This window comes from Metapseudomonas resinovorans DSM 21078, from assembly GCF_000423545.1.
GTDB classification, from domain to species: Bacteria; Pseudomonadota; Gammaproteobacteria; order Pseudomonadales; family Pseudomonadaceae; genus Metapseudomonas; species Metapseudomonas resinovorans.
Map to the genome: position 1 here is coordinate 79,848 of NZ_AUIE01000027.1, position 22,213 is coordinate 102,060.

Sequence of the window (22,213 nt, forward strand, 5' to 3'; positions counted from 1 at the left end):
GACATCGCGATGACCCAGCCAATCTGGAGACCTTTCTCTTCGCCGCCGGGGCGCCAGCGGGGCGCAGTGCTGGTGTTGGTGGCGATAGCCCTGCTGGCCATGCTGTTCATGGCCGCGCTGGCGCTGGACGGCAGCCATATGCTGCTGAACAAGACCCGGTTGCAGAACGCGGTGGATGCGGCAGCCCTGAGCGGCGCCAAGACCCTACAACAGGTCATGGGGTCGGGCAATGCCTCCACCGAGGCACGGGATGCAGCATTGGCCACGCTGAATCTGAATGCGTCAGCACCTGGCAATGGTGAACTGGCCAAGGCCATGGCCGGCAATGCCGGATTCGCCGTGGTGGAATTGTCCAACAGCGTCGTTGGACCCTTCGCCTTTCCTGGGCCGTCGGATGCGCGCTACGTCAGGGTGTCGGTACCGAACTATCCGCTTGCCGGGTTTTTCTGGGGAATGCTCGGTGCCTTCGGTAATGGGAACAGCCCGACGAAGGCGGTGGCGGCTATTGCCACGGCCGGCCCCAGTCCCACTAGCCCTTGCGATATTGCGCCTCTCATGGTGTGTGGCAACCCAAACCAGTACGACCCGGAGGATGGCATTTTCTGGGGCTACCAGTTCGGTGACCTGGAGGTGCTCAAGAGCGCTGCCGGCAACGAGCCCGCCATTGGTCCCGGCAACTTCCAGCTGATTCGCCTGGGCGACAACACCGGTGCGGACGATATTCGCGAAGCCCTGGCCGGCGGTATCGATCAATGCAACGAGGTGGGCGAGGACGTGGAAACCGAACCGGGTAACTCGGTGGGCCCGGTCGCACAAGGGCTCAACACCCGTTTCGGAGAGTACACCGGGCCGATGGGCAATAGCTCCGGCTCTTATCCACCGGACCTGGTGACCAGCTTCAGCAATCCCAATATGACTTACAACGACAATGCTTCTCCCCCCCGGGTGGAATACGGGGGGCAGGTCGTAACCTCGAACGGCGGGGACCTTTCTACCAGCAGCGGCAGCCTGCTGGATTACAACGACTGGCGTCAGGCAATCGGCAACTGCCCCAGTGGGTGCAATTCCAACGGTGTTTTCGAGCGACGCATGATCAAGATCGTCGTGGGCAACTGCAATGGGGCGTCGGGTGGCCAGACGTCCGTGCCGGTGCTTGGGTTCGGTTGCTTCTTTCTGCTGCAGACGGTGGCCCAGCAGGGCAACCAGGCGCAGATATTCGGCCAGTTCGTCGAGGAGTGCGAGGGGGACAATGTGCCCGGCCCCACGCCTTCAGACGATGTCGGACCCAACATCATTCAGCTCTACAAAACCTACCTCACCACTACCACAGTGAGTAAGGACTCCTAGGGGGCGTCATGGGACGTCGGGAATGCAAGGCCGTGAAGGGGCAGCGCGGGGTGGCCATGGTGGAGTTCGCCATCACCCTGCCACTGCTGCTGCTGCTGCTGTTCGCCATCGGTGAGTTCGGCCGCATGCTGTTTCAGTACAACTCTTTGCTACAGGCCAACCGCGATGCCGTGCGTTACGTCTCTGGCAAGGCATGGAACTCGACCCTTGGAAAGGTCGAAGTGAGTACCGCTCTGGAGACCCAGACCAAGAACCTGGCCGTCTACGGCGTGCCTGCAACCTCCGCGGGCAGCAAGCCCGTGGTTGTGGGGCTGACGACCAATAACGTACAGGTCACGCCGGTGGGTACCGAGCACGTCCAGGTGAGCACCAGTTATACCTTTGTCCCGCTGCTGGGCAGTGGCATTCCTGGTTTTCTGGGCAAGGGCAAGGGCGTACCACTGGGCTTGACCCTCGTCGCCACCACCGTCATGAGGGCGCTGTGATGAACGCCAGGCGAATGCGCGGGGTGTATGTGGTGGAGTTCGCCATCATCGGCCTGATGCTGTTCATCCTGTTGTTCGGGGTGCTCGAGATGGGGCGACTCTACTACACCGTGAATACTCTCAATGAGGTCGTTCGTCGCGGCGCCCGCCTGGCGGCGGTATGCAACATCAGCGACAAACAGGTGATCCTCGAAAGAGCGATCTTCGACACGGTGGGTGGCGATGGGACCAGCGAACTGGTGGGGGGGTTGAAAAGCAGTCACGTGACGTTGACTTACCTGGACGAGAACGGCGCCCTGGTTGGAAATCCCGCCGATGAAGCAGGAGTCAATGGGTTTCGCGCCATACGTTACGTTCACTTGGAAGTGGCGAATTTCACCTTCTATCTACTGATTCCCACCTTGGGGAAAACGATCACCCTGCCGGTATTCAGGGCAACCCTGCCCAGGGAAAGCCTCGGGCGAAGTGTCGAGGGGAATACACAATGTTGACCTCAAGAGAGTCTTCCGCAGGCAATCATCCGAACAAGCAGGCGCTGCGGCTGCTGATCAGTAGCCGTGACGCCGAGGCGCTGCGACATTTGCAAGGTTGCTGCCAACGCGTATCGGGTCTGCTGGTCAATACGCGGCTGGTCACCAACGGCCATACGGATCCCTTGTATGGCCTAGAGCAGATGCCCGACTTTCTGCTCCTGCGCGTCAGCCACTTGTGGCGCGAGGAGTTGGCCGCATTGCTCCAGAGGCCGGCGCAGGAGCGTCCGCCGCTGCTGATCTGCGGCCCTCTGGAGGAACGCGAGGGCATTCGCCTGGCCATGCAGGCTGGCGCCCGAGACTTCCTGCCAGAACCCGTCGCGGAAGAAGAGTTGCGCGCGGCGCTCGGCCGCATGCTGGTGGACGCCCGCACGGGTAGCACCACGGGCGGGAAACTTATCGCCGTGATGAATGCCAAGGGCGGTTCTGGGGCAACCCTGCTGGCCTGTAACCTCGCCCAACAGCTCAGTGTGGCGTGCAAGGGCACCTTGCTGCTGGACCTGGACCTGCAGTTCGGCAGTGTGTCCCATTACCTGGATGTGCAGACCCCGCACAGCCACCTGGATGTGCTGCAGCAGGTCGACGAGCTGGACAGCGTCGCATTGCGCGGTTTCTGCAGCCACTTCAGCCCCAGCCTGCATGTGCTCGGTGGGCGTACAAGCGAGCTCTGCCTGTACCAGGATGTGCGCCTGGAGCAACTGGAGACCCTGCTGGCCCTGGCCCGTAACACCTACGACTGGGTGGTGGTGGACCTGCCGCGGCAGATCGACCATATCACCGGCGTCACCCTGGAGCAGGCCGACCGGGTATACATCGTGGTGCAGCAAAGCCTGAGCCATCTGAAAGATGCCAATCGCCTGGTACGTATCCTGCGTGACGATCTCGGGGTGCAGGGCAACCGCTTGCAGGTGGTGGTCAATCGCTACAACAAGACCGCGCCTGTGTCGCTCAAGGATATTGCCGAAACGCTGCGCTGTTCGGAGCTGCAGAAGTTGCCCAACGACTATGCCGTGGTCAGCGAGAGCCAGAACACCGGAGTGCCCCTGGTGCTCCATGCGCCGCGGGCGCCGGTGAGCCTCGCCATCCGCGAACTCAGCCAGGAACTGCTCGGCACCGAGGCGGCCAGGCAAGGCCTGCTGAAACGTACCTTCAGCCGACTGTTCGGGGGATAGACCATGCTCAGCGAATTTCGCAATCGCCTGCGCCAGCCGGCTGCCAAGAAAGCCGATAGTGCCCAGCAGGACGTAAATGAAGAGGGTCTGGAGGGCACCAGTGCGCTGATGGCTTGGGAAATCAGTGCGCCTGATGCAGTGTACGAGACCAAGACCCAGCTCAACCCGGTGGAAGCCGAGTGGAGGGAGAGGATCTACCAGCAGTTGCTCAAGGTCATGGACCTGTCCCTGCTGGACTCCCTTGAACCGGCAGAGGCGGCGCGGCAGATTCGCGAAATTTGCCTGCGTCTGCTGGATGAGCACTCGGCCCCGGTGAGTTCCAACTGCCGTCAACTGATCATCAAGCAGATCACCGATGAGGTGCTCGGTCTCGGGCCGCTGGAGCCCTTGCTGGCCGACCACAGCGTGTCCGACATCCTGGTCAATGGACATGCTTCGGTATATATCGAGCGCCATGGCAAGTTGCAGCGTACCGACGTGCGTTTCCGTGATGACCAGCATCTGTTGAACATCATCGACCGCATCGTCTCCAGCCTGGGGCGGCGTATCGATGAGTCATCGCCACTGGTGGATGCGCGCTTGAAGGATGGTTCCCGGGTCAATGCCATTATCCCGCCGCTGGCCATCGATGGGCCAAGCATGTCGATCCGCCGGTTCGCCGTGGACCTGCTCAACACCGAGAGCCTGATCCAGATGGGCACGCTGACCCCGGCCATTGCTCTGGTGCTCAAGGCCATAGTGCGCGGGCGCCTGAATGTACTGGTGTCCGGAGGCACCGGTACCGGCAAGACCACCATGCTCAACGTGTTGTCCAGCTTCATTCCGCACAACGAGCGGATTGTCACCATCGAAGACTCGGCGGAGTTGCAACTGCAACAACCCCATGTGGTGCGCCTGGAAACCCGCCCGTCGAACATCGAAGGGCGCGGCGAGGTGAGTCAACGCGAGTTGGTACGCAACAGCCTGCGCATGCGCCCGGACCGGATCGTCATCGGCGAGGTTCGTGGCGCCGAGGCCCTGGACATGCTCACTGCAATGAACACCGGGCACGACGGCTCGATCACCACCATTCACGCGAATACCGCTCGCGATGCACTGGGGCGGATCGAGAACATGGTGTCCATGACCGGTGCCACCTTCCCGATCAAGGCCATGCGCCAGCAGATAGCCTCGGCTATCGATGTCGTGATCCAGCTGGAACGACAGGAGGATGGTCGGCGACGTCTGGTCAGCGTGCAGGAAATCAACGGTATGGAAGGCGAGATCATCACCATGACCGAGATCTTCGGTTTCGATCGCCGCGGCATGGGCGAGCATGGCGAGGTGCTGGGGGACTTCCGGCCAACCGGCATGGTTCCTGCGTTCCGCGATGTGCTGGCCAAGCGCGGCATCGAGTTGCCGTTGAATCTGTTCCGCCCCGAATGGATGGAGGCCTAGCGATCATGAACCAGATTCCCTCCGAGTTCATCCTGGCCTTCCTGGGCATGGTGTTCGTTGCGGTGTTCCTCCTCAGCCAGGGGCTGGTAGTGCCCGTGTTTGGTGAGGCGAGCAAGGTGCGCAAGCGGATCCGCTCGAGGTTGGATCGGCTCGAGCATGCCAGCAACCAGCCGAACATGCAGAGCGTGCTTCGGCGGAAGTACCTGAAGCGGCTGTCGCCTATTGAGGCGGCGTTGGAGCAACTGCCGTTCATGGAGCGCCTGGCGCAGATGATCGAGCAGGCAGGCCATGAGTACCGTGCCTACCGAGTGCTGATGCTGGGCCTGCTCCTGGCTGTTGGCGCCGGTCTCTGCCTCTGGTTTCTGCTGAAGCTCTGGTGGGCAGCCCTGATACTGGCTTCAGTGGTGTTCTGGCTGCCCGTCCTGAAGGTCGCCAGCGACCGGAACAAGCGCTTCGCCGCTTTCGAGGAGGGCTTGCCGGATGCCCTGGATGCTATGTGCCGCGCCCTGCGCGCGGGGCATCCGTTCAACGAAACCCTGAATCTGGTTGCGGAGGAGCACAAGGGGCCGGTGGCCCATGAGTTCGGCCTCACTTTTGCCGATATCAACTATGGCAACGATGTGCGCCGGGCCATGCTAGGTCTGCTGGAACGGATGCCGAGCATGACGGTGATGATGTTGGTGACCTCGATACTGATTCACCGCGAAACCGGCGGAAACCTGACGGAGGTGCTGGAGCGGCTGAGTGGCCTGATTCGCGGGCGTTTCCGCTTTCAGCGCAAGGTAAAGACCCTTTCCGCTGAGGGGCGCATGTCGGCCTGGGTGCTGGTTTCGATTCCGTTCATTTTGACCATCATGATCATCCTGACGACTCCCGATTACATTCCCAGGCTGATCAAAGAGCACATAGGCCAGCAACTGGTGATGGCGGCATTCTTAGCCATGCTGCTGGGAATTTACTGGATCCGCAGAATCATTCGTATCCAGGTGTGAGTGTTACTCGCGAGCTGCACGGAGTGTGTCATGGACTACCTACTTGGTTTGATCAGGGGCTCAGTGGGCAGCGAGGAACTGGCTCGTCTGCTGTTCATCGGCGCGATTGGGCTGAGTGCAGTGCTTGCCTTGGTCACCGTGGGCATACTGGTGCTGGGCTTGCAGGACCCAGTACAGCGCCGCCTGGCGTTGATCAAGCGAGGCCATGGCGGACAGTCCACTGACCAGCGCCCCCCCAGCAACCTGCAACTGTTGCTGGAGCAGGTCGGGCAGCGCTTTGCATCCGTCGAGGACAGCAAGCTTTCCGCCACTCGTATCCTGTTGATGCATGCCGGTTACCGCTCGCATTCGGCAGCACAAATTTACTGGGCCATTCGCCTGCTGCTGCCGCTGTCGTTGCTGGCCGTGACGGTGTTGGCATTGCCCTTGTTGCCGAAAATCTCGTTGGTGCTGGGTCTGGCGTTGGCGGCAGGCGCCACAGGCATTGGCTGGCTGGCGCCAGCGGTATACGTGGACAAGCGCAAGGGGGCGCGGCTGAATCGTCTGCGTGCTGCTTTTCCCGATGCCCTGGACCTCATGGTGGTTTGTGTGGAGTCAGGGCTGTCGCTGCCCCAAGCCATCGAGCGGGTGGCCGAAGAAATGACGGTGAGCCAGGTGGAGCTGGCAGAGGAGCTGGCACTGGTGAATGCGGCAATTCGTGCGGGCATCCCAAGTGCCCAGGCGCTCAAGCTGCTGGCGGATCGAACCGGCTTGGAGGAAGTGCAGGGGCTGGTCAGTCTGCTGGCGCAGAGTATTCGTTTTGGCTCCAGTATCGCTAATACCCTGCGCATCTACGCCGAGGAGTTTCGCGACAGGAGGAGTCAGGCGGCTGAAGAAAAGGCAGCTAAAATCGGCACCAAACTGATATTCCCGCTAACTTTCTGTCTGTGGCCAAGTTTTTTCCTGGTGGCCGTTGGTCCCGCAATCATTGGGGTTCTGAGAGCTTTAGGGAAACTATGACATGAACAGAGTCAGTCTGCTGTTGGCCATGATGGCCGTGCTGTCCGGATGTCAGACGATGGGGCCGGATAAGCCGAACGGTTTCCGCTCGGTCTACAGCGGCGATAATTCCGTGCTCTATCAGGTGCAGAAGGAGATCAACTCGCCGGACCAGGCGATGCTGATGGCGGGGCGGGCGTACCAGGCCGGTGATCTGGACCTTGCTCTGTTCCAATACCTGCGCGCCATCGAACTGGATCCGAAGCGCTATCAGGCCTTGGTCTGGGTCGGCCGGATCCACAAAGAGCGTGGTAACAACCAGCTTGCCGAAATGGCCTTCAACGACGTATTGACCAGTGAGCCCGGCCATGTCGATGCACAGACGGAACTGGGGCTGCTGAACCTGTCCCAGCGGCGCCACGAACAGGCCCAGGAACTCTTGCTCAAGGCCGTTGGCGAAGACCAGCGCCGTCTCGGGGGCAAGCCGGAAATCGGCCTGGCCGATGTCGGGACGCTCAAGGTCGACAGCAAGTCGCCGCTTAAGGCCTACAATGGGCTCGGCGTGCTGGCCGACCTGCGCGAGGACTTTCCCCAGGCCGAGGCTTTCTACCGCCTTGCCATGCAGGTCGATCCGCGTTCTGCGCTGGTGCAGAACAGCCTCGGCTATTCCTATTACCTGGGCGGGCATTGGGAGCAGGCCGAGCGGGCCTACAAGCAGGGCATCAGCTACGAGCCGGCCTACCATCCGCTATGGCGCAACTACGGACTGCTACTGGCACGCATGGGGCGCTACGAGGAAGCAATCTCGGCCTTCGAGCAAGTCGAGAAGCGTGCCGAGGCGAGCAACGATGTCGGTTACATCTGCCTGGTGGAGGGCAAGCTGGAGGAAGCGGAGCAGTTCTTCCGCAGCGCCATCGATCAGTCGCCAGCGCACTATGAAACGGCCTGGGACAATCTCAATCGGGTCCAACAGATTCGCCGTTTGCGCGGGATGGGGGGCGCTACTTCGGTGGGTGAGCCGGTGGCGGTGATTCCAGGGGCGGAGGTGAGGCCGGTCGCCTTGCCGTAGGTTGGAAAAAGGAAGGGGCAGGCCTTGGGCCTGCCCCTTTTCTATTACTTGTTGACCGCGTCGGTCAGGGCCTTGGCCGGTACGAACTTGACCACCTTCTTGGCGGCGATCTCGATGGCCTTGCCGGTCTGCGGGTTGCGGCCGGTGCGAGCGGGGCGCTCGCCAACTTTCAGCTTGCCGATGCCCGGCAGGGTGATCTCATCACTGTTTTCCAGTGAGTCGCTGACGATCTCGCCCAGTTGCTCCAGCACGGCGCGTACGGCGGCCTTGGTGGTGTCGGTAGCTTCTGCGATGTCAGAGATCAACTGGTCTTTGGTGAGTGCCATGGTGTTGCTCCATTCAATGAGTGTCTGGCTTGTGGCCTGGCCGGTCGCGCCGGCCCTGATGAGACAAGCGGTGCGTCTGGAAGTGCGGCTGAGGTTGTAGGGGACAGGCCGCAACCGGTGAGCAAGCTAGCACAAAAGGTGCGGCGCTCCTGTGCGCGAACCCAGGGTTTGCGTCGATTTGACGCAACTTTTACTCGCTCATCGCAACCGACGACAGGTCGTCACCGTTGCTGCGAATCCGGCGTCTACAGATGCTGATGGCCGCAGTTCTGCATGCAGGAGGCGGTCAAGGCGATGCGCTCGGGCAGCCTCCGGGCGCGGGACAGCGCAGAGCGCGCGGCGGGAGTCGACCAGGCGTTGTCCAACATGGGCGGCTCGGTTCAGCGGATCAACGATATGGCGGCACAGATTGCCTCCGCCTGCGAAGAGCAGAGCAGTGTCACCGAAGAGATAGCCCGTAACATCAGCGATATCTGTAGTACCCAGGCCAGCCAGCACCTCTCCCAGCTTTCCAGCGGCCTGGCGCAGTTGGTGGGGCGTTTCCGGGTCTGATCCGCAAGTGCTTGTAAGGAAACCGGTTTTACCGGTTGTAAGTTGGCGAAGAGCCGGTACAATGGCGCGGCTCGCCGATCTGGCGAGCGGCGTGATGGTGGCCCTGCCGGTCCCCCCGCAACGATCAGCCGTGAACCCGGTCAGGCCCGGAAGGGAGCAGCCGCAGCGGTGAAATCGTGTGCCGGGGTGTGGCTGGTGGGGTCACCTCCAATTCCTCCCAGCTACCGAATCTCAGCGGTAGCGCGCCAGAACCCCTTCGATCTCCCCCGATTCCTTCATCTGCAACAGCGTGCGCAGAATGCGCTGCGTTGGCAGGGCCGGGTCATTGCGCACCAGGCAGCTCACAGGTTCCTCTCCAGGGTGGCGACGTTCTCAAGGCGGTCGCTGTCAGGCAGGTCACGGTTGAACCAGTTCAGGGCCAGTTCGTTGCTCACTGCAAACTGATAGCGCCCGGCCAGCAGCTTCTGTAGTACCAGTTCCTGGTTGCGGGCTTCGTCGCGATGCAGGGCGCCCCGGTCGATCAGGTGCTGAAGGCGCGGATAGGTGTAACCCAGTACGGTGCCGACGCTTAGCCCGGACAGCGCGTCCGGACTGGTCAGGCGCGGGCTGCCCCTGCGGGCCACGATCAGATCGCGCTGGTGGATGAACGGCACGCTCCAGAGGAAGTTCTCGCTGTGGGTGATCCACTTCGGGCGGATATAGCAGCGCACATCGATCTCGCCTTGCGACAGGGCCAGTTCCACGCGGTTGCGCGGCAGGACCTGGATTTGCGACGGCACATCGAGTCGTTGCACCAGGCGTTCGATCACATCATGAATGATGCCGCCGACCAGGCGGTTGTCCTCGAGCTCTGCGAGCGGCATGCCCCAGCTGTCCACTGCCGAAAAGCGCAGCGGCGCCGGTGCGGCGTTGCCAAAGGTGCTCCAGCAGAGGAGAAGGGCGAGGACTAATGAGCGCATCGGGCTCCCTCGTCTGGTTGGGCGGTGCTCCACAATGCCCTTTGCCACATTGATTGAACAGGGCGCCGTTCGCATCGGATGCAATTTACGCATCGCTCCGCTAGCATTAGCGCCTTCTGCTTTCCAGACGCGATGGTTTTCAATGAGTTATCAGGTTCTTGCACGTAAGTGGCGTCCGCGCTCGTTCCGCGAAATGGTCGGCCAGACTCATGTGCTGAAAGCCTTGATCAATGCCCTGGACAACCAGCGCCTGCATCACGCCTACCTGTTCACCGGTACCCGCGGCGTGGGCAAGACCACCATCGCGCGTATTCTCGCCAAGTGCCTGAACTGCGAGACCGGCATAAGCTCCACGCCGTGCGGCCAGTGCTCGGTGTGCCGTGAGATCGATGAGGGGCGATTCGTCGACCTGATCGAAGTGGACGCCGCCAGCCGTACCAAGGTGGAAGACACCCGCGAACTGCTCGACAACGTGCAGTACGCGCCCAGCCGCGGTCGCTACAAGGTCTACCTGATCGACGAAGTGCACATGCTTTCTACGCACTCGTTCAACGCATTGCTGAAGACCCTCGAAGAGCCGCCGCCTCACGTCAAGTTCCTGTTGGCCACCACCGACCCGCAGAAACTGCCTGTCACCATCCTCTCGCGCTGCCTGCAGTTCTCCCTGAAGAACATGCCGCCGGAGCGCGTGGTCGAGCACCTGACCCACGTACTCGGCGCCGAGAATGTGCCCTTCGAGGCCGACGCGCTCTGGCTGCTGGGTCGTGCCGCTGATGGCTCGATGCGTGACGCCATGAGCCTCACCGACCAGGCCATCGCCTTCGGTGAAGGCAAGGTGCTGGCTGCTGATGTGCGCGCCATGCTCGGAACCCTTGATCACGGTCAGGTTTACGGTGTGCTTCATGCATTACTGGAGGGCGATGCCCGCGCGTTGCTGGAGGCGGTGCGCCATCTGGCTGAGCAGGGGCCGGACTGGAATGGCGTGCTCTCCGAGATGCTGAATGTGCTGCACCGAGTGGCCATCGCCCAGGTGCTGCCGGATGCCATCGACAACGGCCAGGGTGACCGCGAGCGTGTGCTGGCGCTGGCCCAGGCGTTGCCCGGCGAGGATGTGCAGTTCTACTACCAGATGGGCCTGATCGGTCGGCGCGATCTGCCGTTGGCGCCAGACCCGCGCAGCGGCTTCGAGATGGTGCTGCTACGCATGCTGGCGTTCCGCCCAGCGGATGCCGAAGGCACACCCAAGGTCCAGCTAAAGGACCCGGGGATCAGCCAGGCCACGGTTGATCCCCGGACGAACCCAGTGGCCGGAGCCGCCTCGTCGGCTCCGGTGGCCGTTGCCGCGCCGCAACCCGCCCCCGTAGAACCGCCTGCTCCCGTCGTTGCGCCGGCACCAGTGGCCAGCCAGCCTATTCCGGCTCCGGCTCCGGCTCCGGCTCCGGCTCCGGCTCCGGTCGTCGAAACGCCTGCGCCCGCTCCGGCGGTCGAGGCTCCTGTCGTGACTGCCGTGGCGGAAGCCATTCCGCCTACACTCGTTGCCGAACCTATCGTTGAAGCTGTTGCCGAGCCGACTGCGGAACCCGCGGTAGACGCGCCCGCGCCTGCGGCTGAAGCCCCAGCCGAGGTGGTCGACCTGCCTTGGGAGGAGCCATCCACGCCAGCGGCAGTGGCGCCTTCTGTCGAGCCCCTGCCTGAATCCGAACCGGAGGTCGTGGCTGAGTCGATGCCAGTTGTGCCCGAGCCTGGCGCTCAGTCCGAGGTGGCTGCAACGGCTGATGAGACCGAAGACGAACCCCCGCTCGGTGACTACGAGGACTACTACGAGTCGGATGCCGACAGCATTGCCTACATGGACGACTTCGGCCCGTCGGAAGAACCCGCCGCGGTACCGGAGATCCTGCCTGCCGCGCAGCCGGCCACGGGACTGGCCGCCGAGTGGCTGGACCTGTTCCCGCGCCTTGGTCTGTCGGGCATGACCGGCAACATTGGCGCCAACTGCACCCTGGTGGCGGTGGACGGTGACGTCTGGCGCCTGCACCTGGACCCTGCGCAGAGCGCACTGTTCAATGCCAACCAGCAGCGTCGTCTGAACGATGCGCTTAACCAGTACCACGGGCGTAATCTGAAGCTGGAAGTTGAAGTGCGTCGCCCTGAGCAGGAAACCCCGGCCCAGGCCGCCGCTCGTAAACGTGCCGCTCGTCAGCGCCAGGCCGAAGCGGCCATTGCCAGTGATCCGCTGGTGTTGAAAATGATCGAACTGTTCGGCGCCCAGGTGCGCGCCGACACCATTGAACCACTTGACCGCTGAGGACAATCACCATGATGAAAGGTGGCATGGCAGGCCTGATGAAGCAGGCCCAGCAAATGCAGGAAAAAATGCAGAAGATGCAGGAAGAACTGGCCAATGCCGAAGTCACCGGCCAGTCCGGTGCTGGCCTGGTGAGCGTGGTGATGACGGGGCGTCACGACGTCAAGCGCGTCTCCCTGGACGACAGCCTGATGCAGGAAGACAAGGAAATCCTTGAAGACCTGATCGCTGCTGCGGTGAACGATGCGGTCCGCAAGATCGAGCAGAACAACCAGGAAAAAATGGCAGGCATGACTGCCGGCATGCAGCTGCCCCCCGGCTTCAAAATGCCCTTCTAAGTGACCATGTGGCGAGCCACTGCTCTGATGCAGTGGCTACGCCGGTCGCGCCCGGCTTCACGTAGGGTGGGCTTCAGCCCACCGCCGGGATTGGTGGGCTGAAGCCCACCCTACCTCTCACTTCCATCCATCCCGAGACGCCCATGAGCTTCAGCCCGCTGATCCGCCAACTGATCGACGCCTTGCGCATCCTGCCCGGTGTGGGCCAGAAGACGGCGCAACGCATGGCGCTGCAGATGTTGGAGCGCGACCGCAGTGGCGGGCTGCGCCTGGCACAGGCGCTGACGGCGGCCATGGAAGGGGTCGGCCATTGCAAGCAGTGCCGCACCCTGAGCGAGGATGAGCTCTGCCCGCAGTGCGCCGACCCGCGTCGCGATGATTCTCTGCTCTGCGTGGTTGAGGGGCCCTTGGATGTATTCGCGGTGGAGCAGACCGGCTATCGCGGTCGCTTCTTCGTGCTCAAGGGGCATCTGTCACCCCTGGATGGCCTTGGCCCGGAAGCGATTGGCATCCCGGAGCTGATTGCGCGCATCGAGGCGGGCCAGTTCGCTGAAGTGATCCTGGCGACCAACCCCACCGTGGAGGGGGAGGCCACCGCCCACTACATCGCCCAATTGTTGGCGCCCAGGTCCATCACCGTTTCCCGCATCGCCCATGGCGTGCCGCTGGGGGGCGAGTTGGAGCTGGTGGATGGTGGCACACTGGCCCATGCGTTGGCCGGGCGTCGTCCGATCGGGCTCTGATCCGCGAGACGTCGAGGCCGATACGGCCGGATCGATGGCGCAACTCTCATCTTGCTAACCAAGCAAGCGCTCGGTAAGTTCGATCGATCTTACCGGGGAGTCTTGCCATGTCTGCCTATCAGGAATATTTCGACGAGTCCCATCAACTGGTTCGGGACTCTGTGCGCCGCTTCGTCGAGCGGGAAATCCTGCCCCACATCGCCGAATGGGAAGAGGCCGAGGAGTTTCCCCGCGAGCTTTACCTCAAGGCCGGTGCGGCCGGAATCCTCGGCATCGGCTACCCGGAGCAGTTCGGTGGCAGCCACGAAGGTGACGTGTTCGCCAAAGTGGCAGCCAGCGAAGAGTTGATGCGCTGCGGTTCCGGAGGGCTGGTGGCTGGATTGGGCTCCCTGGATATCGGCCTGCCTCCGGTGATCAAGTGGGGGCGCACTGAGTTGCGTGAGCGCGTTGTGCCCCAGGTGTTGGCCGGCGAGAAGATCATGGCCCTGGCGGTGACGGAGCCATCGGGTGGATCGGATGTGGCCAGTCTCAAGACCCGTGCCGTGCGGGAAGGCGATTTCTATCGGGTCTCTGGCAGCAAGACCTTCATTACAAGCGGTGTGCGTGCCGACTACTACACGGTCGCAGTGCGCACCGGTGGCGAAGGCTTCGGCGGGGTCAGCCTGCTGCTGGTGGAGAAGGGCACGCCGGGATTCACCGTTGGCCGCAAGTTGAAGAAGATGGGCTGGTGGGCCTCGGACACTGCCGAACTGTTCTTTGACGATTGCTTGGTGCCAGTGGAGAACCTGATCGGCATGGAGAACATGGGCTTCGCCTGCATCATGGCCAACTTCCAGAGCGAGCGCCTGGCGCTGGCGATCATGGCCAACATGACGGCCCAGCTTGCACTGGAGGAATCCCTCAAATGGGGCTGCGAGCGTGAGGCGTTCGGCAAACCGATTGGCAAGTTCCAGGTGCTCAAGCATCGTCTGGCGGAAATGGCCACCCAGTTGGAGGTTTCCCGTGAGTTCACCTACCGCCAGGCCGCGAAGATGGCAGTGGGCAAGAGCGTGATCAAGGAAATCTCCATGGCGAAGAACTTTGCCACCGATATCGCTGACCGCCTCACCTATGACGCCGTGCAGATTCTCGGGGGCATGGGTTACATGCGCGAAAGCCTGGTGGAGCGGCTGTATCGCGACAATCGCATTCTCTCCATCGGCGGCGGTACGCGGGAGATCATGAACGAGATCATCGCCAAGCAGATGAATCTCTGAACCGGACCGGAACTTCCGAATGGGCGTTCCGGTTTTTTCTGGATCATATATATTACGATCGACATTCAATTTGAACGAGTGACCCAGGAGTAGTCCGATGCGTGATCTGACCCGCGAAGAAACACTGCAAGCCTGGCTGGCGGCCGAAGCTGAGATTCGTGCCCGCCTCAAGCCCGGCACCATGAGCATCGCGGACGTGGCGACGTTGAGTCCCCTGGAGTTCTTCGACGGTATTGGTCAGGGCGATTTGCCGGCGCCACCCATCGGTGAGCTGATGGGTTTTGTGCCCATCGAATGGTCAAAGGACTGCTTCATCTTCCAGGGCGTGCCGCAGATGCAGCATTACAACCCCATCGGCTCGGTGCACGGCGGCTACGCGGCGACGCTGCTGGATTCGGCGATGGGCTGTGCCATTCACGCCAATCTGGAGAGGGGGCAGGGCTACACGACCACCGACCTGCGCATCAGCTACATCCGTGCCCTGACCACCAAAACCGGGCCGGTACGCGCCGAGGGTCGGATCATCCACGTGGGGCGTTCCACCGCCCTGGCCGAGGGGCGTATCTACGATGTGGATGGCAAGCTCTATGCGACCGGCTCCACCACCTGCCTGATCCTCGGCGGGAAGTGATTAGCTAGTTGGCGGTCTGTGGGGACTGAGCCAGGAAGGGGGGCTGGCCCAGAAAAAGGTTCTTCGCAGAGTTTGGGGGATGAGCGGGTCGACAGTCAGGGAAGTGGGTAAATTGGTGGGAAGTGCTAAAAGCAGTGCTTAAAAGAGGGGGAGTTGATTGGAGGCCACATTCTGCGGGGTCTGTAGGGCTCAATCGCTCCAGTCCATCATCGGCGCCACGGAGAAGCGGCGGGACAGGGCAGGGCGGTCGGTGGGCTGGGGCTGGGCTTGCGGCTGATTCATCGGTAATGACGGCTGTGTTGCGGCGCCGGGCGGCGTGAAGGGCGCGTAGTTTATCAGTAAGCGGGATTTCCCGTCCCGACCACCTCTCGGCGGCGCCTCGCAGTCAAGTCATCCCGTTGGCGCTTCCAATGTTGTTTCCCCAGGTCGCAGACGTCGGCCGGACGCGCGGCTCTGGCGGTTGCTTCGTGGGAACTTCAGGGCACTGGTGCAGGTCGGAGAACGCCGTGATTTCCGTCTCTGGCTCACGCAGGTGACGCCGGGGCGGAGCGGATAACCGGCGCAGGCAAAGCCTGTAACCCGCCATACCCCGAGCCCTGGTGAGAGTGCCCTCGATGTACGCCACGTGTTTTATGTCGATCCTGACGTTCACCCTTTACGCGGTTTCTTCGCTGCCGGCGTACTCCGCTGATCAGTGGGCGGTCCAGGGCAATAACAGTGCGTCAGCTGCCCTATTGGAGGCGGCGTCGCTGCAACTGGAGTTTGGCGAGGTGGAACAGGCTGGCGACACGCTGGAGCGTGCTTTGCGCATCGAGCCGAACAATCCCGCGACCTTGCATTATCTGGGGCAGGTGCGGTTTCAGCAGGGGCAGTTTGAGCAGGCCATCGCCTTGGCCAAGAGATCCACTGCGCGCGCTCGCACCAATACCGAGTTGCGCAATCGCAATCTCCAGTTGATCCAGGCCGCCCGGCAGAGCATGGGGCCGGGCGTGGCGAGTGGTTCGGAAGCGGAGGTCGCGGTGGATGAACAGGCTCAAGTCCGAGTGGGCCTGTATCAGCAACGCGCAAGGCCAAGTGAGGCGGGTATTGCAGCCGGTGGTCTGGCCACAGCGGAGCAGGACGGCTTCGTAACCGAGTCGCAGGCGGGTGACTGGGAATCCCATGATGCCGGTGGCTTCCAGGCCGCTTCGTTCGATTCACAGCCGGCGTATGACGAGGTGCGTATCCCGCGTGGCCAGATGCCACCGCGTGGCAAGTGTCGGATCTGGTTCCCTGATCGCCCGGTGGGACAACAGCCCGCACCTGGTAAATGCAAGAAGCTGCAGAATCGGGTTCCGCAGGGTGCCTACCTGGTGCGTGGCTGAGGCCAGGGTTTGATGGCGCCCAGGTTCCTGCACATAGAGCTCCCGGCCTTCGACCAAGGTACCCGTGTTGCCGCTTGGGGCGGCAAGGCATAATCGCCGCTTTCTCCCTGCTGGAGCCTTTTCATGCAGCTCGACTTCACCCAACTGGCCCCGCTGGACGCCTACCGCTGGCTTGCCTCCACTGTTACGCCGCGCCCTATCGCCTGGGTTTCCACACTGTCGAAGGATGGGGTCAGCAACCTGGCGCCGTTCAGCTTTTTCCAGGTCATCAGCGACAACCCGCCGACCTTGATGGTGAACGTCAACACCCGTGACGATGGGCAACTGAAGGACACCCTGCGCAACGTGCAGGACACCGGCGAGCTGGTGATCCAGTTGGTGTCCTTCGAGCAGGCGGAAGCCATGAACGCCAGTGCGGCCTTGTTGCCCCATGGTGTGAGCGAGTTCGAGAAGTGTGGCATTGCCACCGAAGCGTCGCTGCGTGTGCAGGCGCCGCGGGTGCAGGGCGCGCCGGTGGCTTTCGAGTGCCGGGTGGCCGAGGTTCAGCCTTATCCACGTGCCAACCCCAACTGTCATCTGGTGTTCGCCGAAGTGCTGCTGGCGCATGTCGATGATGCGGTGTTGACCGAGGCTGGCCGGGTGGACCCGCATCGCCTGGATCTGGTGGGGCGTCTGGGCGGAAGTGCCTACACCCGCACCCGCGACACATTCAACATGGTGCGGCCGAGCTGAGCCCAGCGCCTCCCACCGGCGTCCGACGCGGGTAGGCGGCGCGCTTGTTCGGGCGCTAGCGGTGCTTACGCAGGATCGTGCGCCGAACGATCTTGTCGACCTCCACTACCGCGCAGGTGGCCACCGCCGTTACCAGGCACCAGCTCCAGCCCACCAGGCTCAGCCCGCTGGTGCCGAACAGCGTCTGCAGCGCCGGCAGGTAGGTGAAGCCCAGTTGCAGCAACACCATCAGGCCGACCATGCCCCAGACCATTGGGTTGTCCCTGAAGCTGAAACGCGCCGGGCCATTCAGTCGGCGGCTGCTGAACAGGTAGCCGATCTCGCCGAATACCAGGGCGTTGACCGCCAGGGTTCGGCTGGCCTCCATGCTCCAGCCGATCTGCTGGGTGTAGATGAACAGTCCGAGGCTGGCCACGGTCAGCAGTACCGATACCAACAGGATCAGCCAGAGCAGCTCGCTCGATAGCAGCGGTGCTTTCGGGTCTCGTGGCGGTCGCTCCATGAGATCGTCCTCGGCCGGCTCGAAGGCCAACGCCAAGGCCAGGGTGACGGCGGTGATCATGTTCACCCAGAGGATCTGCAGCGGCGTGATGGGCAGCGTCAGGCCCAGCAGGATGGCGGTGAGCAGGACAATGGCCTGGGCGCCGTTGGTGGGCAGGATGAAGAGGATCGACTTTTTCAGGTTGTCGTAGACCGTGCGACCTTCTTCCACCGCGTGGGCGATGGTTGCGAAATTGTCGTCGGCCAGGACCATCTGCGCCGCTTCCTTGGCCGCCTCGGTGCCCTTGATGCCCATGGCGATGCCGATGTCGGCGCGCTTGAGGGCAGGGGAGTCGTTGACCCCGTCGCCGGTCATGGCCACCCGTTCGCCAATGGCTTGCAGACGCTCCACCAGACGCAGCTTGTGGCTTGGGCTGGTGCGCGCGAAAACGCTGGTTTCCTTGAGTAGGGCATCCAGCTCGGAATCGCTCAGGTCATCCAGGTCAGCGCCGGTCAGCGGATTGCCGGCCGGCAGTCCCAGTCGCTCGGCAATGGCGGCGGCGGTGGCGGCGTGATCGCCAGTGATCATTTTCACGTGGATACCGGCGTTGTGGCATTCCTCGATGGCGAGGATGGCTTCCTCCCGGGGCGGGTCCATCATGCCCACCAGGCCCAGCAGCACGAAGCCACTGTCCAGGTCGGCATGGTTGAGCTCGTGCTGGCCGTTGCCGGCGCTGCGGCGGGCCAGGCCGATCATGCGCAAGCCGGCGGCTGCGCCTTCTCCCAGCACGTCGTCCCAGATGCGTGGGTCCAGCGGCTCGGCGCTGCCGTCACGCCATTGCTGGTCGCAGACTTCCAGCAGTCGCTCCGGGGCACCGATCAGGTAGATGACGCCACGGCCGTGCTCGTCGCGATGCAGGCTGGCCAGGTAGCGGCGCTCGGAGCTGAAGGGGAGGGCGTCGACTCGGGGGTGGCGGCTGGCTTCGTCGTCCGAGTCCAGTTGCAGCTTGCCGGCCAGGGTGAGCAGCGCCGCTTCGGTAGGGTCGCCCGTGATGCACCACTGGCTGTCCACCTCGCAAAGGCTGGCGCTGTTGGCCAGCAGCCCGGCGCGGGCCAGTTCGTGCAGGTCGTGGGCGAGGTCGATGGTGGGGCTGACGTCACCGTCGGGGGCGTACCCCACGCCAGAGATTTCGTAGCGTCGGGTTGCGGTGTAGACGCGCTGCACGGTCATCTCATTGCGGGTCAGGGTGCCGGTCTTGTCGGAGCAGATCACGGTCACCGCGCCGAGGCTCTCCACTGCCGGCAGCCGGCGGATGATCGATTGGCGGCGGGCCATGCGCTGGACGCCCAAGGCCAGGATGATGGTCAGCACAGCCGGCAGGCCTTCGGGAATGGCCGCCACCGCGAGGCCGACGGCGGCCATCAGCATGTCGCTGGCGCTGTAGCCGCGCAGCAGGATGCCGAAGGCGAAGGTGGCCACCGCCAGTACCAGGATGATCAGGGTAAGTTGGCGGGCGAAGCGCGCCATGTCCGCCAGCAGCGGTGTCTGCAGCTGCTCCACCGAGCCCAGCAGGTGACTGATGCGCCCCAGTTCGGTTTCGCCGGCGGTGGCGACCACCAGGCCGACGCCGCTGCCGGCACTGACCAGGGTGCCGGAGTAGGCCATGCTGTGGCGGTCGCCCAGGCTGGCATCGGGGGTGACTGGGCGGCTGGTCTTGTCGGTGGGGACGGATTCCCCGGTCAGTGCCGCTTCCTCGATACGCAGGTCGCGTGTTTCCAGCAGGCGCAGGTCCGCCGGAACGCGGTCGCCGGCTTCCAGCAGCACCAGGTCGCCCGGCACCAAGTTCTCCGCCGGCACCTGGCGTACCTCGCCGCTGCGTTTCACCCGGCTGTCCAGGGTCAGCAGCTTCTGGATGGCGCGCATCGCTGATTCGGCCTTGCCTTCCTGGATGAAGCCGACCACGGCGTTGATCAGCACCACCCCGAAGATCACCGCGCTATCCAGCCATTCGCCCAGGGCCAGGGTAACCAGGGTGGAGGCCAGCAGCACATAGATGAGCAGGTTGTGGAACTGCAGCAGAAAGCGCTTCAAGGGACCGGCGCTGGCGCGTTCGGGTAGGCGATTGGGGCCAACGCTGGCCAGGCGGCGCTCGGCTTCATCCGTGTCGAGCCCGGTTGGCCCGCTGTCCAGTTGTCGCAGGCTGTCATCGACAGACTGAGCATGCCAGTGGGTGGAAGTTGGAGCGGTCATGGCGTCCTCCTTGGCGAGTCGTGAGTCAAGCCTAGTTCCCCGGGCAATTTCCTTTATTGGCGTGGGTCAGTTCCTATGGCTTCGTGAGAAGCATAGAAAGCTATCCCAAAGCGACCTCCAGTTAGTCAAAAACAGCATGGCCTCCGAGCTGACAGGATTGTGGCTTGTCGCCAGTATTCTGCAGCTCCTATGTTCGGCCTTTCAGGGAAGCGGATAGCAGATCGCGTCCATGCAGTTGTCGCCTTGTGGGGAGGTTGGAGCATGTGGACTGTCTTGCAACGCAGGCTGGCGAGCCTGAGCACGGCCAACAAGCTGATACTGGGGTTCGGCATCGTACTGGCACTCACCCTGGTGGTAGCGGCCACCGGCTTCAGTGCTCTGCGCGCGGTGGACGGCCGGGCTCGTCTTCTTGAGGAGATGCGTGCCATCAGCGGTGATGTGCTGATGATCCGGCGCACGGAAAAGGACTATGCCCTTACCTCTGACGCCAAGCACGCCGAGGCGCTGCGTCAGCAGGCCGAAGCCATAGTCACCCGCAGCGAGGCACTGGCCGCGCAATTGTCTGGTCCGGGGCGCGAGGCCCTGGGCGAAGTCACCCAGGCCATGGCGGAGTACCGCGCGGCTTTTGACCGTTACGTAGAGCTCACCGACAACCAGCGCCTGGCGCTGGAGGCTGCCAACTGGCTGGTGGTCAGCGCGTCCAACAGCCTTGACGTGCTGCAAAGCGGTCTGAACGAGGATGGCGTAGACCTGCTGAAGAGTTCGCAGGGGGCCGAAGGCGCGGAGCTGGTGACCCAGGGCGGGCAGATCAGTCGCGTTTATCAACTGCTCCTGCAGGCGCTCAACCAGGCCCGCCTGCGCCTGGAGCAGAGCCGGGGCACGGAAGGGGCCGGTGCCCCGCAGATCCAGGAAGCCCTGGACGCTCAGAAGCTCGCCGCCGAGCTGCGCGACGCCATGCAGGACCCCGGCTACGCCGCCGTGCTCACTGAAGTGATCGGCAACGTCGACTCCTTCAATGAACGCTTGAAGGATTACACCGCGTCCCTGGAGCAGCAGCGCCAGGAGTACATGCACCTGGCGACCCAGGCTGACCGGGTGGTGCAGGCCGTAGAGCGCGCCTACGAACTGCAAAAGGCCGACATGCGCGCCCAGCAGGATGCCAGCTCACTGCTGATCCTGCTGGCAGCGGCCCTGGCCTTGGTGATCGGCCTGGCGGCTACTGCTCTGATCAGCCTGTTGATCGTTCGGCCGCTGCGCCGGGTCATCAGCCTGGCTCGGCAGATCGCCGAGGGTGATCTCAGTGCCCGCATCGAGGTGCAGCGCCGCGACGAGATCGGTCAGTTGATGGAAGCCATGCAGGGCATGTCCGGCAATCTGCGGGACATGGTCGGCCGCTTGCAGGGCGGCGTGGCGCAGATTTCCTCTTCGGCCCAGGCGTTGTCCAGCGTCACCGAGCAGACCCGCGTAGGCGTGAATGGCCAGAAGGAAGAAACCGACCAGGTCGCCACCGCCATGAGCCAGATGGCCGCCACCGTGCAGGAAGTGGCGCGCAATGCCGAGGCAGCCGCCAGTTCCACCGAGGCCGCCGACAACCGCGTCAGCACCGGCAGCCAGGTCGTGCGCCAGACCCTGGAGCGGGTCAATCAACTGGCCCGTGCGATGGAGGAAACCACTTCCAGCATCCAGCGCCTCAGCCAGGACACTCAAAGCATCGGTACCGTGCTCGACGTGATCAAGAGCGTTGCAGAACAGACCAACCTGCTGGCGCTCAATGCTGCCATCGAAGCGGCCCGTGCCGGTGAGCAGGGACGTGGATTCGCCGTGGTCGCGGACGAAGTGCGGGCGCTGGCGCGGCGGACCCAGCAGTCCACCGCCGAGATCGAACGGCTGATCGCTACCCTGCGCGATGGCGTGCGCAGTTCGGTGGAGCACATGCAGCAGAGCGAAAGCCTGGTCGGACTGACCGTGCAGGATGCCAACCTGACCGAGGAAGCACTGGCCGGCATTGCCGACGCCGTGACCCTGATCCACCAGATGAACCAGCAGATCGCTGCGGCGGCCGAGCAGCAGAGCGCGGTAGCCGAGGAGATCAATCGCAGCGTCACCAGCATCCGGGATATCGCCGACCAGTCCGCCATGGCCATGGACGAAACGGCAACCTCCAGCGTCCAGCTCGCGCGGCTGGGACAGGAGTTGCAGGGCATGGCGGGGCATTTCCGGCTCTGAGTCCGCAGCAAGTGTGGAGGATTCGGCATTCCGTCGT

19 protein-coding genes, 1 other RNA gene and 1 pseudogene are annotated in these 22,213 nt (G+C 63.1%); 18 read left to right on the plus strand and 3 right to left on the minus strand.

The genetic code is table 11. The annotated features are described in order from the left end of the window. Positions 1-9 precede the first annotated feature (9 nt). From G559_RS0119015 to G559_RS0119050, 8 genes are read left to right on the plus strand one after another with little or no spacing between them, the layout of a single operon-like run. The gene (locus G559_RS0119015; RefSeq protein WP_036997580.1) at positions 10-1,347 is read left to right on the plus strand and encodes a TadE/TadG family type IV pilus assembly protein; all 1,338 of its coding nucleotides are present in this window, start codon (positions 10-12) and stop codon (positions 1,345-1,347) included. Between the two features lie 8 nt (positions 1,348-1,355). Further along, positions 1,356-1,832: a TadE/TadG family type IV pilus assembly protein gene (locus G559_RS0119020; RefSeq protein WP_028629770.1), complete on the plus strand. Its 477-nt coding sequence runs from the start codon at positions 1,356-1,358 to the stop codon at positions 1,830-1,832. Then, the gene (locus tag G559_RS0119025) at positions 1,832-2,323 is read left to right on the plus strand and encodes a TadE/TadG family type IV pilus assembly protein (RefSeq protein ID WP_028629771.1); all 492 of its coding nucleotides are present in this window, start codon (positions 1,832-1,834) and stop codon (positions 2,321-2,323) included. The genes G559_RS0119020 and G559_RS0119025 overlap by 1 nt, the downstream gene beginning before the upstream one ends. Then, positions 2,317-3,534 carry an AAA family ATPase gene (locus G559_RS0119030; RefSeq protein ID WP_028629772.1) on the plus strand — a complete coding sequence of 406 codons (1,218 nt, stop codon included), beginning with the start codon at positions 2,317-2,319 and terminating at the stop codon, positions 3,532-3,534. Before G559_RS0119025 ends, G559_RS0119030 begins: the two co-directional genes overlap by 7 nt. Positions 3,535-3,537: 3 nt before the next feature. Beyond that, on the plus strand, positions 3,538-4,971 hold the full coding sequence (locus G559_RS0119035) for a CpaF family protein (RefSeq protein ID WP_028629773.1): 1,434 nt from the start codon (positions 3,538-3,540) through the stop codon (positions 4,969-4,971). A 5-nt stretch (positions 4,972-4,976) separates the two neighbouring features. Then, positions 4,977-5,963, plus strand: coding sequence for a type II secretion system F family protein (locus G559_RS0119040; RefSeq protein ID WP_028629774.1), 987 nt, complete (start codon positions 4,977-4,979; stop codon positions 5,961-5,963). A gap of 30 nt (positions 5,964-5,993) precedes the next feature. After that, positions 5,994-6,962 (plus strand): type II secretion system F family protein, encoded by a 969-nt coding sequence (locus tag G559_RS0119045; RefSeq protein ID WP_028629775.1) that lies wholly within the window; start codon positions 5,994-5,996, stop codon positions 6,960-6,962. Between the two features lies 1 nt (position 6,963). Beyond that, the gene (locus G559_RS0119050; RefSeq protein WP_028629776.1) at positions 6,964-8,010 is read left to right on the plus strand and encodes a tetratricopeptide repeat protein; all 1,047 of its coding nucleotides are present in this window, start codon (positions 6,964-6,966) and stop codon (positions 8,008-8,010) included. Positions 8,011-8,054: 44 nt separating this feature from the next. Here G559_RS0119050 and G559_RS0119055 read toward each other — a convergent pair whose 3' ends face one another. Further along, complete coding sequence (locus G559_RS0119055; RefSeq protein WP_256658019.1) at positions 8,055-8,354, minus strand: HU family DNA-binding protein; 300 nt, start codon at positions 8,352-8,354, stop codon at positions 8,055-8,057. Between the two features lie 255 nt (positions 8,355-8,609). Between G559_RS0119055 and G559_RS0119060 the strand changes: the two are divergent. Next, a pseudogene (locus G559_RS0119060) lies at positions 8,610-8,888 on the plus strand (methyl-accepting chemotaxis protein); the annotation flags it as partial. 104 nt (positions 8,889-8,992) lie between these two features. Continuing rightward, positions 8,993-9,089, plus strand: an RNA gene (ffs, locus tag G559_RS29985) — signal recognition particle sRNA small type. A 140-nt stretch (positions 9,090-9,229) separates the two neighbouring features. On the opposite strand, the gene G559_RS29095 is transcribed toward ffs, so the two are convergent. Beyond that, positions 9,230-9,847, minus strand: a complete 618-nt coding sequence (locus G559_RS29095) for a substrate-binding periplasmic protein (protein ID WP_245586521.1) — start codon at positions 9,845-9,847, stop codon at positions 9,230-9,232. Positions 9,848-9,989: 142 nt separating this feature from the next. Here G559_RS29095 and dnaX point away from each other — a divergent pair, with 142 nt between their 5' ends. The 7 genes from dnaX (at position 9,990) to G559_RS0119100 (ending at position 17,219) form a co-directional block, all read left to right on the plus strand. Next, positions 9,990-12,155, plus strand: coding sequence for a DNA polymerase III subunit gamma/tau (dnaX, locus tag G559_RS0119070; protein WP_028629779.1), 2,166 nt, complete (start codon positions 9,990-9,992; stop codon positions 12,153-12,155). 11 nt (positions 12,156-12,166) lie between these two features. Then, on the plus strand, positions 12,167-12,493 hold the full coding sequence (locus G559_RS0119075) for a YbaB/EbfC family nucleoid-associated protein (protein WP_009619439.1): 327 nt from the start codon (positions 12,167-12,169) through the stop codon (positions 12,491-12,493). A 143-nt stretch (positions 12,494-12,636) separates the two neighbouring features. Then, entirely contained in the window at positions 12,637-13,236 is a 600-nt protein-coding gene (gene recR / locus G559_RS0119080; RefSeq protein ID WP_028629780.1) for a recombination mediator RecR, read from the plus strand. 107 nt (positions 13,237-13,343) lie between these two features. Next, positions 13,344-14,492: an acyl-CoA dehydrogenase family protein gene (locus tag G559_RS0119085; RefSeq protein WP_028629781.1), complete on the plus strand. Its 1,149-nt coding sequence runs from the start codon at positions 13,344-13,346 to the stop codon at positions 14,490-14,492. Between the two features lie 97 nt (positions 14,493-14,589). Further along, entirely contained in the window at positions 14,590-15,123 is a 534-nt protein-coding gene (locus G559_RS0119090) for a PaaI family thioesterase (protein WP_028629782.1), read from the plus strand. Between the two features lie 614 nt (positions 15,124-15,737). Continuing rightward, positions 15,738-16,487, plus strand: a complete 750-nt coding sequence (locus G559_RS0119095; protein WP_051246775.1) for a tetratricopeptide repeat protein — start codon at positions 15,738-15,740, stop codon at positions 16,485-16,487. Positions 16,488-16,610: 123 nt separating this feature from the next. Further along, complete coding sequence (locus G559_RS0119100; protein WP_028629784.1) at positions 16,611-17,219, plus strand: flavin reductase family protein; 609 nt, start codon at positions 16,611-16,613, stop codon at positions 17,217-17,219. A 55-nt stretch (positions 17,220-17,274) separates the two neighbouring features. Here the strand turns inward: G559_RS0119100 and G559_RS0119105 are convergent, their stop codons facing one another. After that, positions 17,275-19,950 (minus strand): cation-transporting P-type ATPase, encoded by a 2,676-nt coding sequence (locus tag G559_RS0119105; protein ID WP_028629785.1) that lies wholly within the window; start codon positions 19,948-19,950, stop codon positions 17,275-17,277. 261 nt (positions 19,951-20,211) lie between these two features. Here G559_RS0119105 and G559_RS0119115 point away from each other — a divergent pair, with 261 nt between their 5' ends. After that, positions 20,212-22,176 (plus strand): HAMP domain-containing methyl-accepting chemotaxis protein, encoded by a 1,965-nt coding sequence (locus G559_RS0119115; RefSeq protein ID WP_028629787.1) that lies wholly within the window; start codon positions 20,212-20,214, stop codon positions 22,174-22,176. Positions 22,177-22,213: the final 37 nt, after the last annotated feature.

Excerpts from the sequence above, each read along its gene's own strand:
- G559_RS0119015 (WP_036997580.1), top strand. The coding sequence starts at position 10 with ATGACCCAGCCAATCTGGAGACCTTTCTCTTCGCCGCCGGGGCGCCAG.
- G559_RS0119020 (WP_028629770.1), top strand. The coding sequence starts at position 1,356 with ATGGGACGTCGGGAATGCAAGGCCGTGAAGGGGCAGCGCGGGGTGGCC.
- G559_RS0119025 (WP_028629771.1), top strand. The coding sequence starts at position 1,832 with ATGAACGCCAGGCGAATGCGCGGGGTGTATGTGGTGGAGTTCGCCATC.
- G559_RS0119030 (WP_028629772.1), top strand. The coding sequence starts at position 2,317 with ATGTTGACCTCAAGAGAGTCTTCCGCAGGCAATCATCCGAACAAGCAG.
- G559_RS0119035 (WP_028629773.1), top strand. The coding sequence starts at position 3,538 with ATGCTCAGCGAATTTCGCAATCGCCTGCGCCAGCCGGCTGCCAAGAAA.
- G559_RS0119040 (WP_028629774.1), top strand. The coding sequence starts at position 4,977 with ATGAACCAGATTCCCTCCGAGTTCATCCTGGCCTTCCTGGGCATGGTG.
- G559_RS0119045 (WP_028629775.1), top strand. The coding sequence starts at position 5,994 with ATGGACTACCTACTTGGTTTGATCAGGGGCTCAGTGGGCAGCGAGGAA.
- G559_RS0119050 (WP_028629776.1), top strand. The coding sequence starts at position 6,964 with ATGAACAGAGTCAGTCTGCTGTTGGCCATGATGGCCGTGCTGTCCGGA.
- G559_RS29095 (WP_245586521.1), bottom strand. The coding sequence starts at position 9,847 with ATGCGCTCATTAGTCCTCGCCCTTCTCCTCTGCTGGAGCACCTTTGGC.
- dnaX (WP_028629779.1), top strand. The coding sequence starts at position 9,990 with ATGAGTTATCAGGTTCTTGCACGTAAGTGGCGTCCGCGCTCGTTCCGC.
- G559_RS0119075 (WP_009619439.1), top strand. The coding sequence starts at position 12,167 with ATGATGAAAGGTGGCATGGCAGGCCTGATGAAGCAGGCCCAGCAAATG.
- recR (WP_028629780.1), top strand. The coding sequence starts at position 12,637 with ATGAGCTTCAGCCCGCTGATCCGCCAACTGATCGACGCCTTGCGCATC.
- G559_RS0119085 (WP_028629781.1), top strand. The coding sequence starts at position 13,344 with ATGTCTGCCTATCAGGAATATTTCGACGAGTCCCATCAACTGGTTCGG.
- G559_RS0119090 (WP_028629782.1), top strand. The coding sequence starts at position 14,590 with ATGCGTGATCTGACCCGCGAAGAAACACTGCAAGCCTGGCTGGCGGCC.
- G559_RS0119095 (WP_051246775.1), top strand. The coding sequence starts at position 15,738 with ATGTACGCCACGTGTTTTATGTCGATCCTGACGTTCACCCTTTACGCG.
- G559_RS0119100 (WP_028629784.1), top strand. The coding sequence starts at position 16,611 with ATGCAGCTCGACTTCACCCAACTGGCCCCGCTGGACGCCTACCGCTGG.
- G559_RS0119105 (WP_028629785.1), bottom strand. The coding sequence starts at position 19,950 with ATGACCGCTCCAACTTCCACCCACTGGCATGCTCAGTCTGTCGATGAC.
- G559_RS0119115 (WP_028629787.1), top strand. The coding sequence starts at position 20,212 with ATGTGGACTGTCTTGCAACGCAGGCTGGCGAGCCTGAGCACGGCCAAC.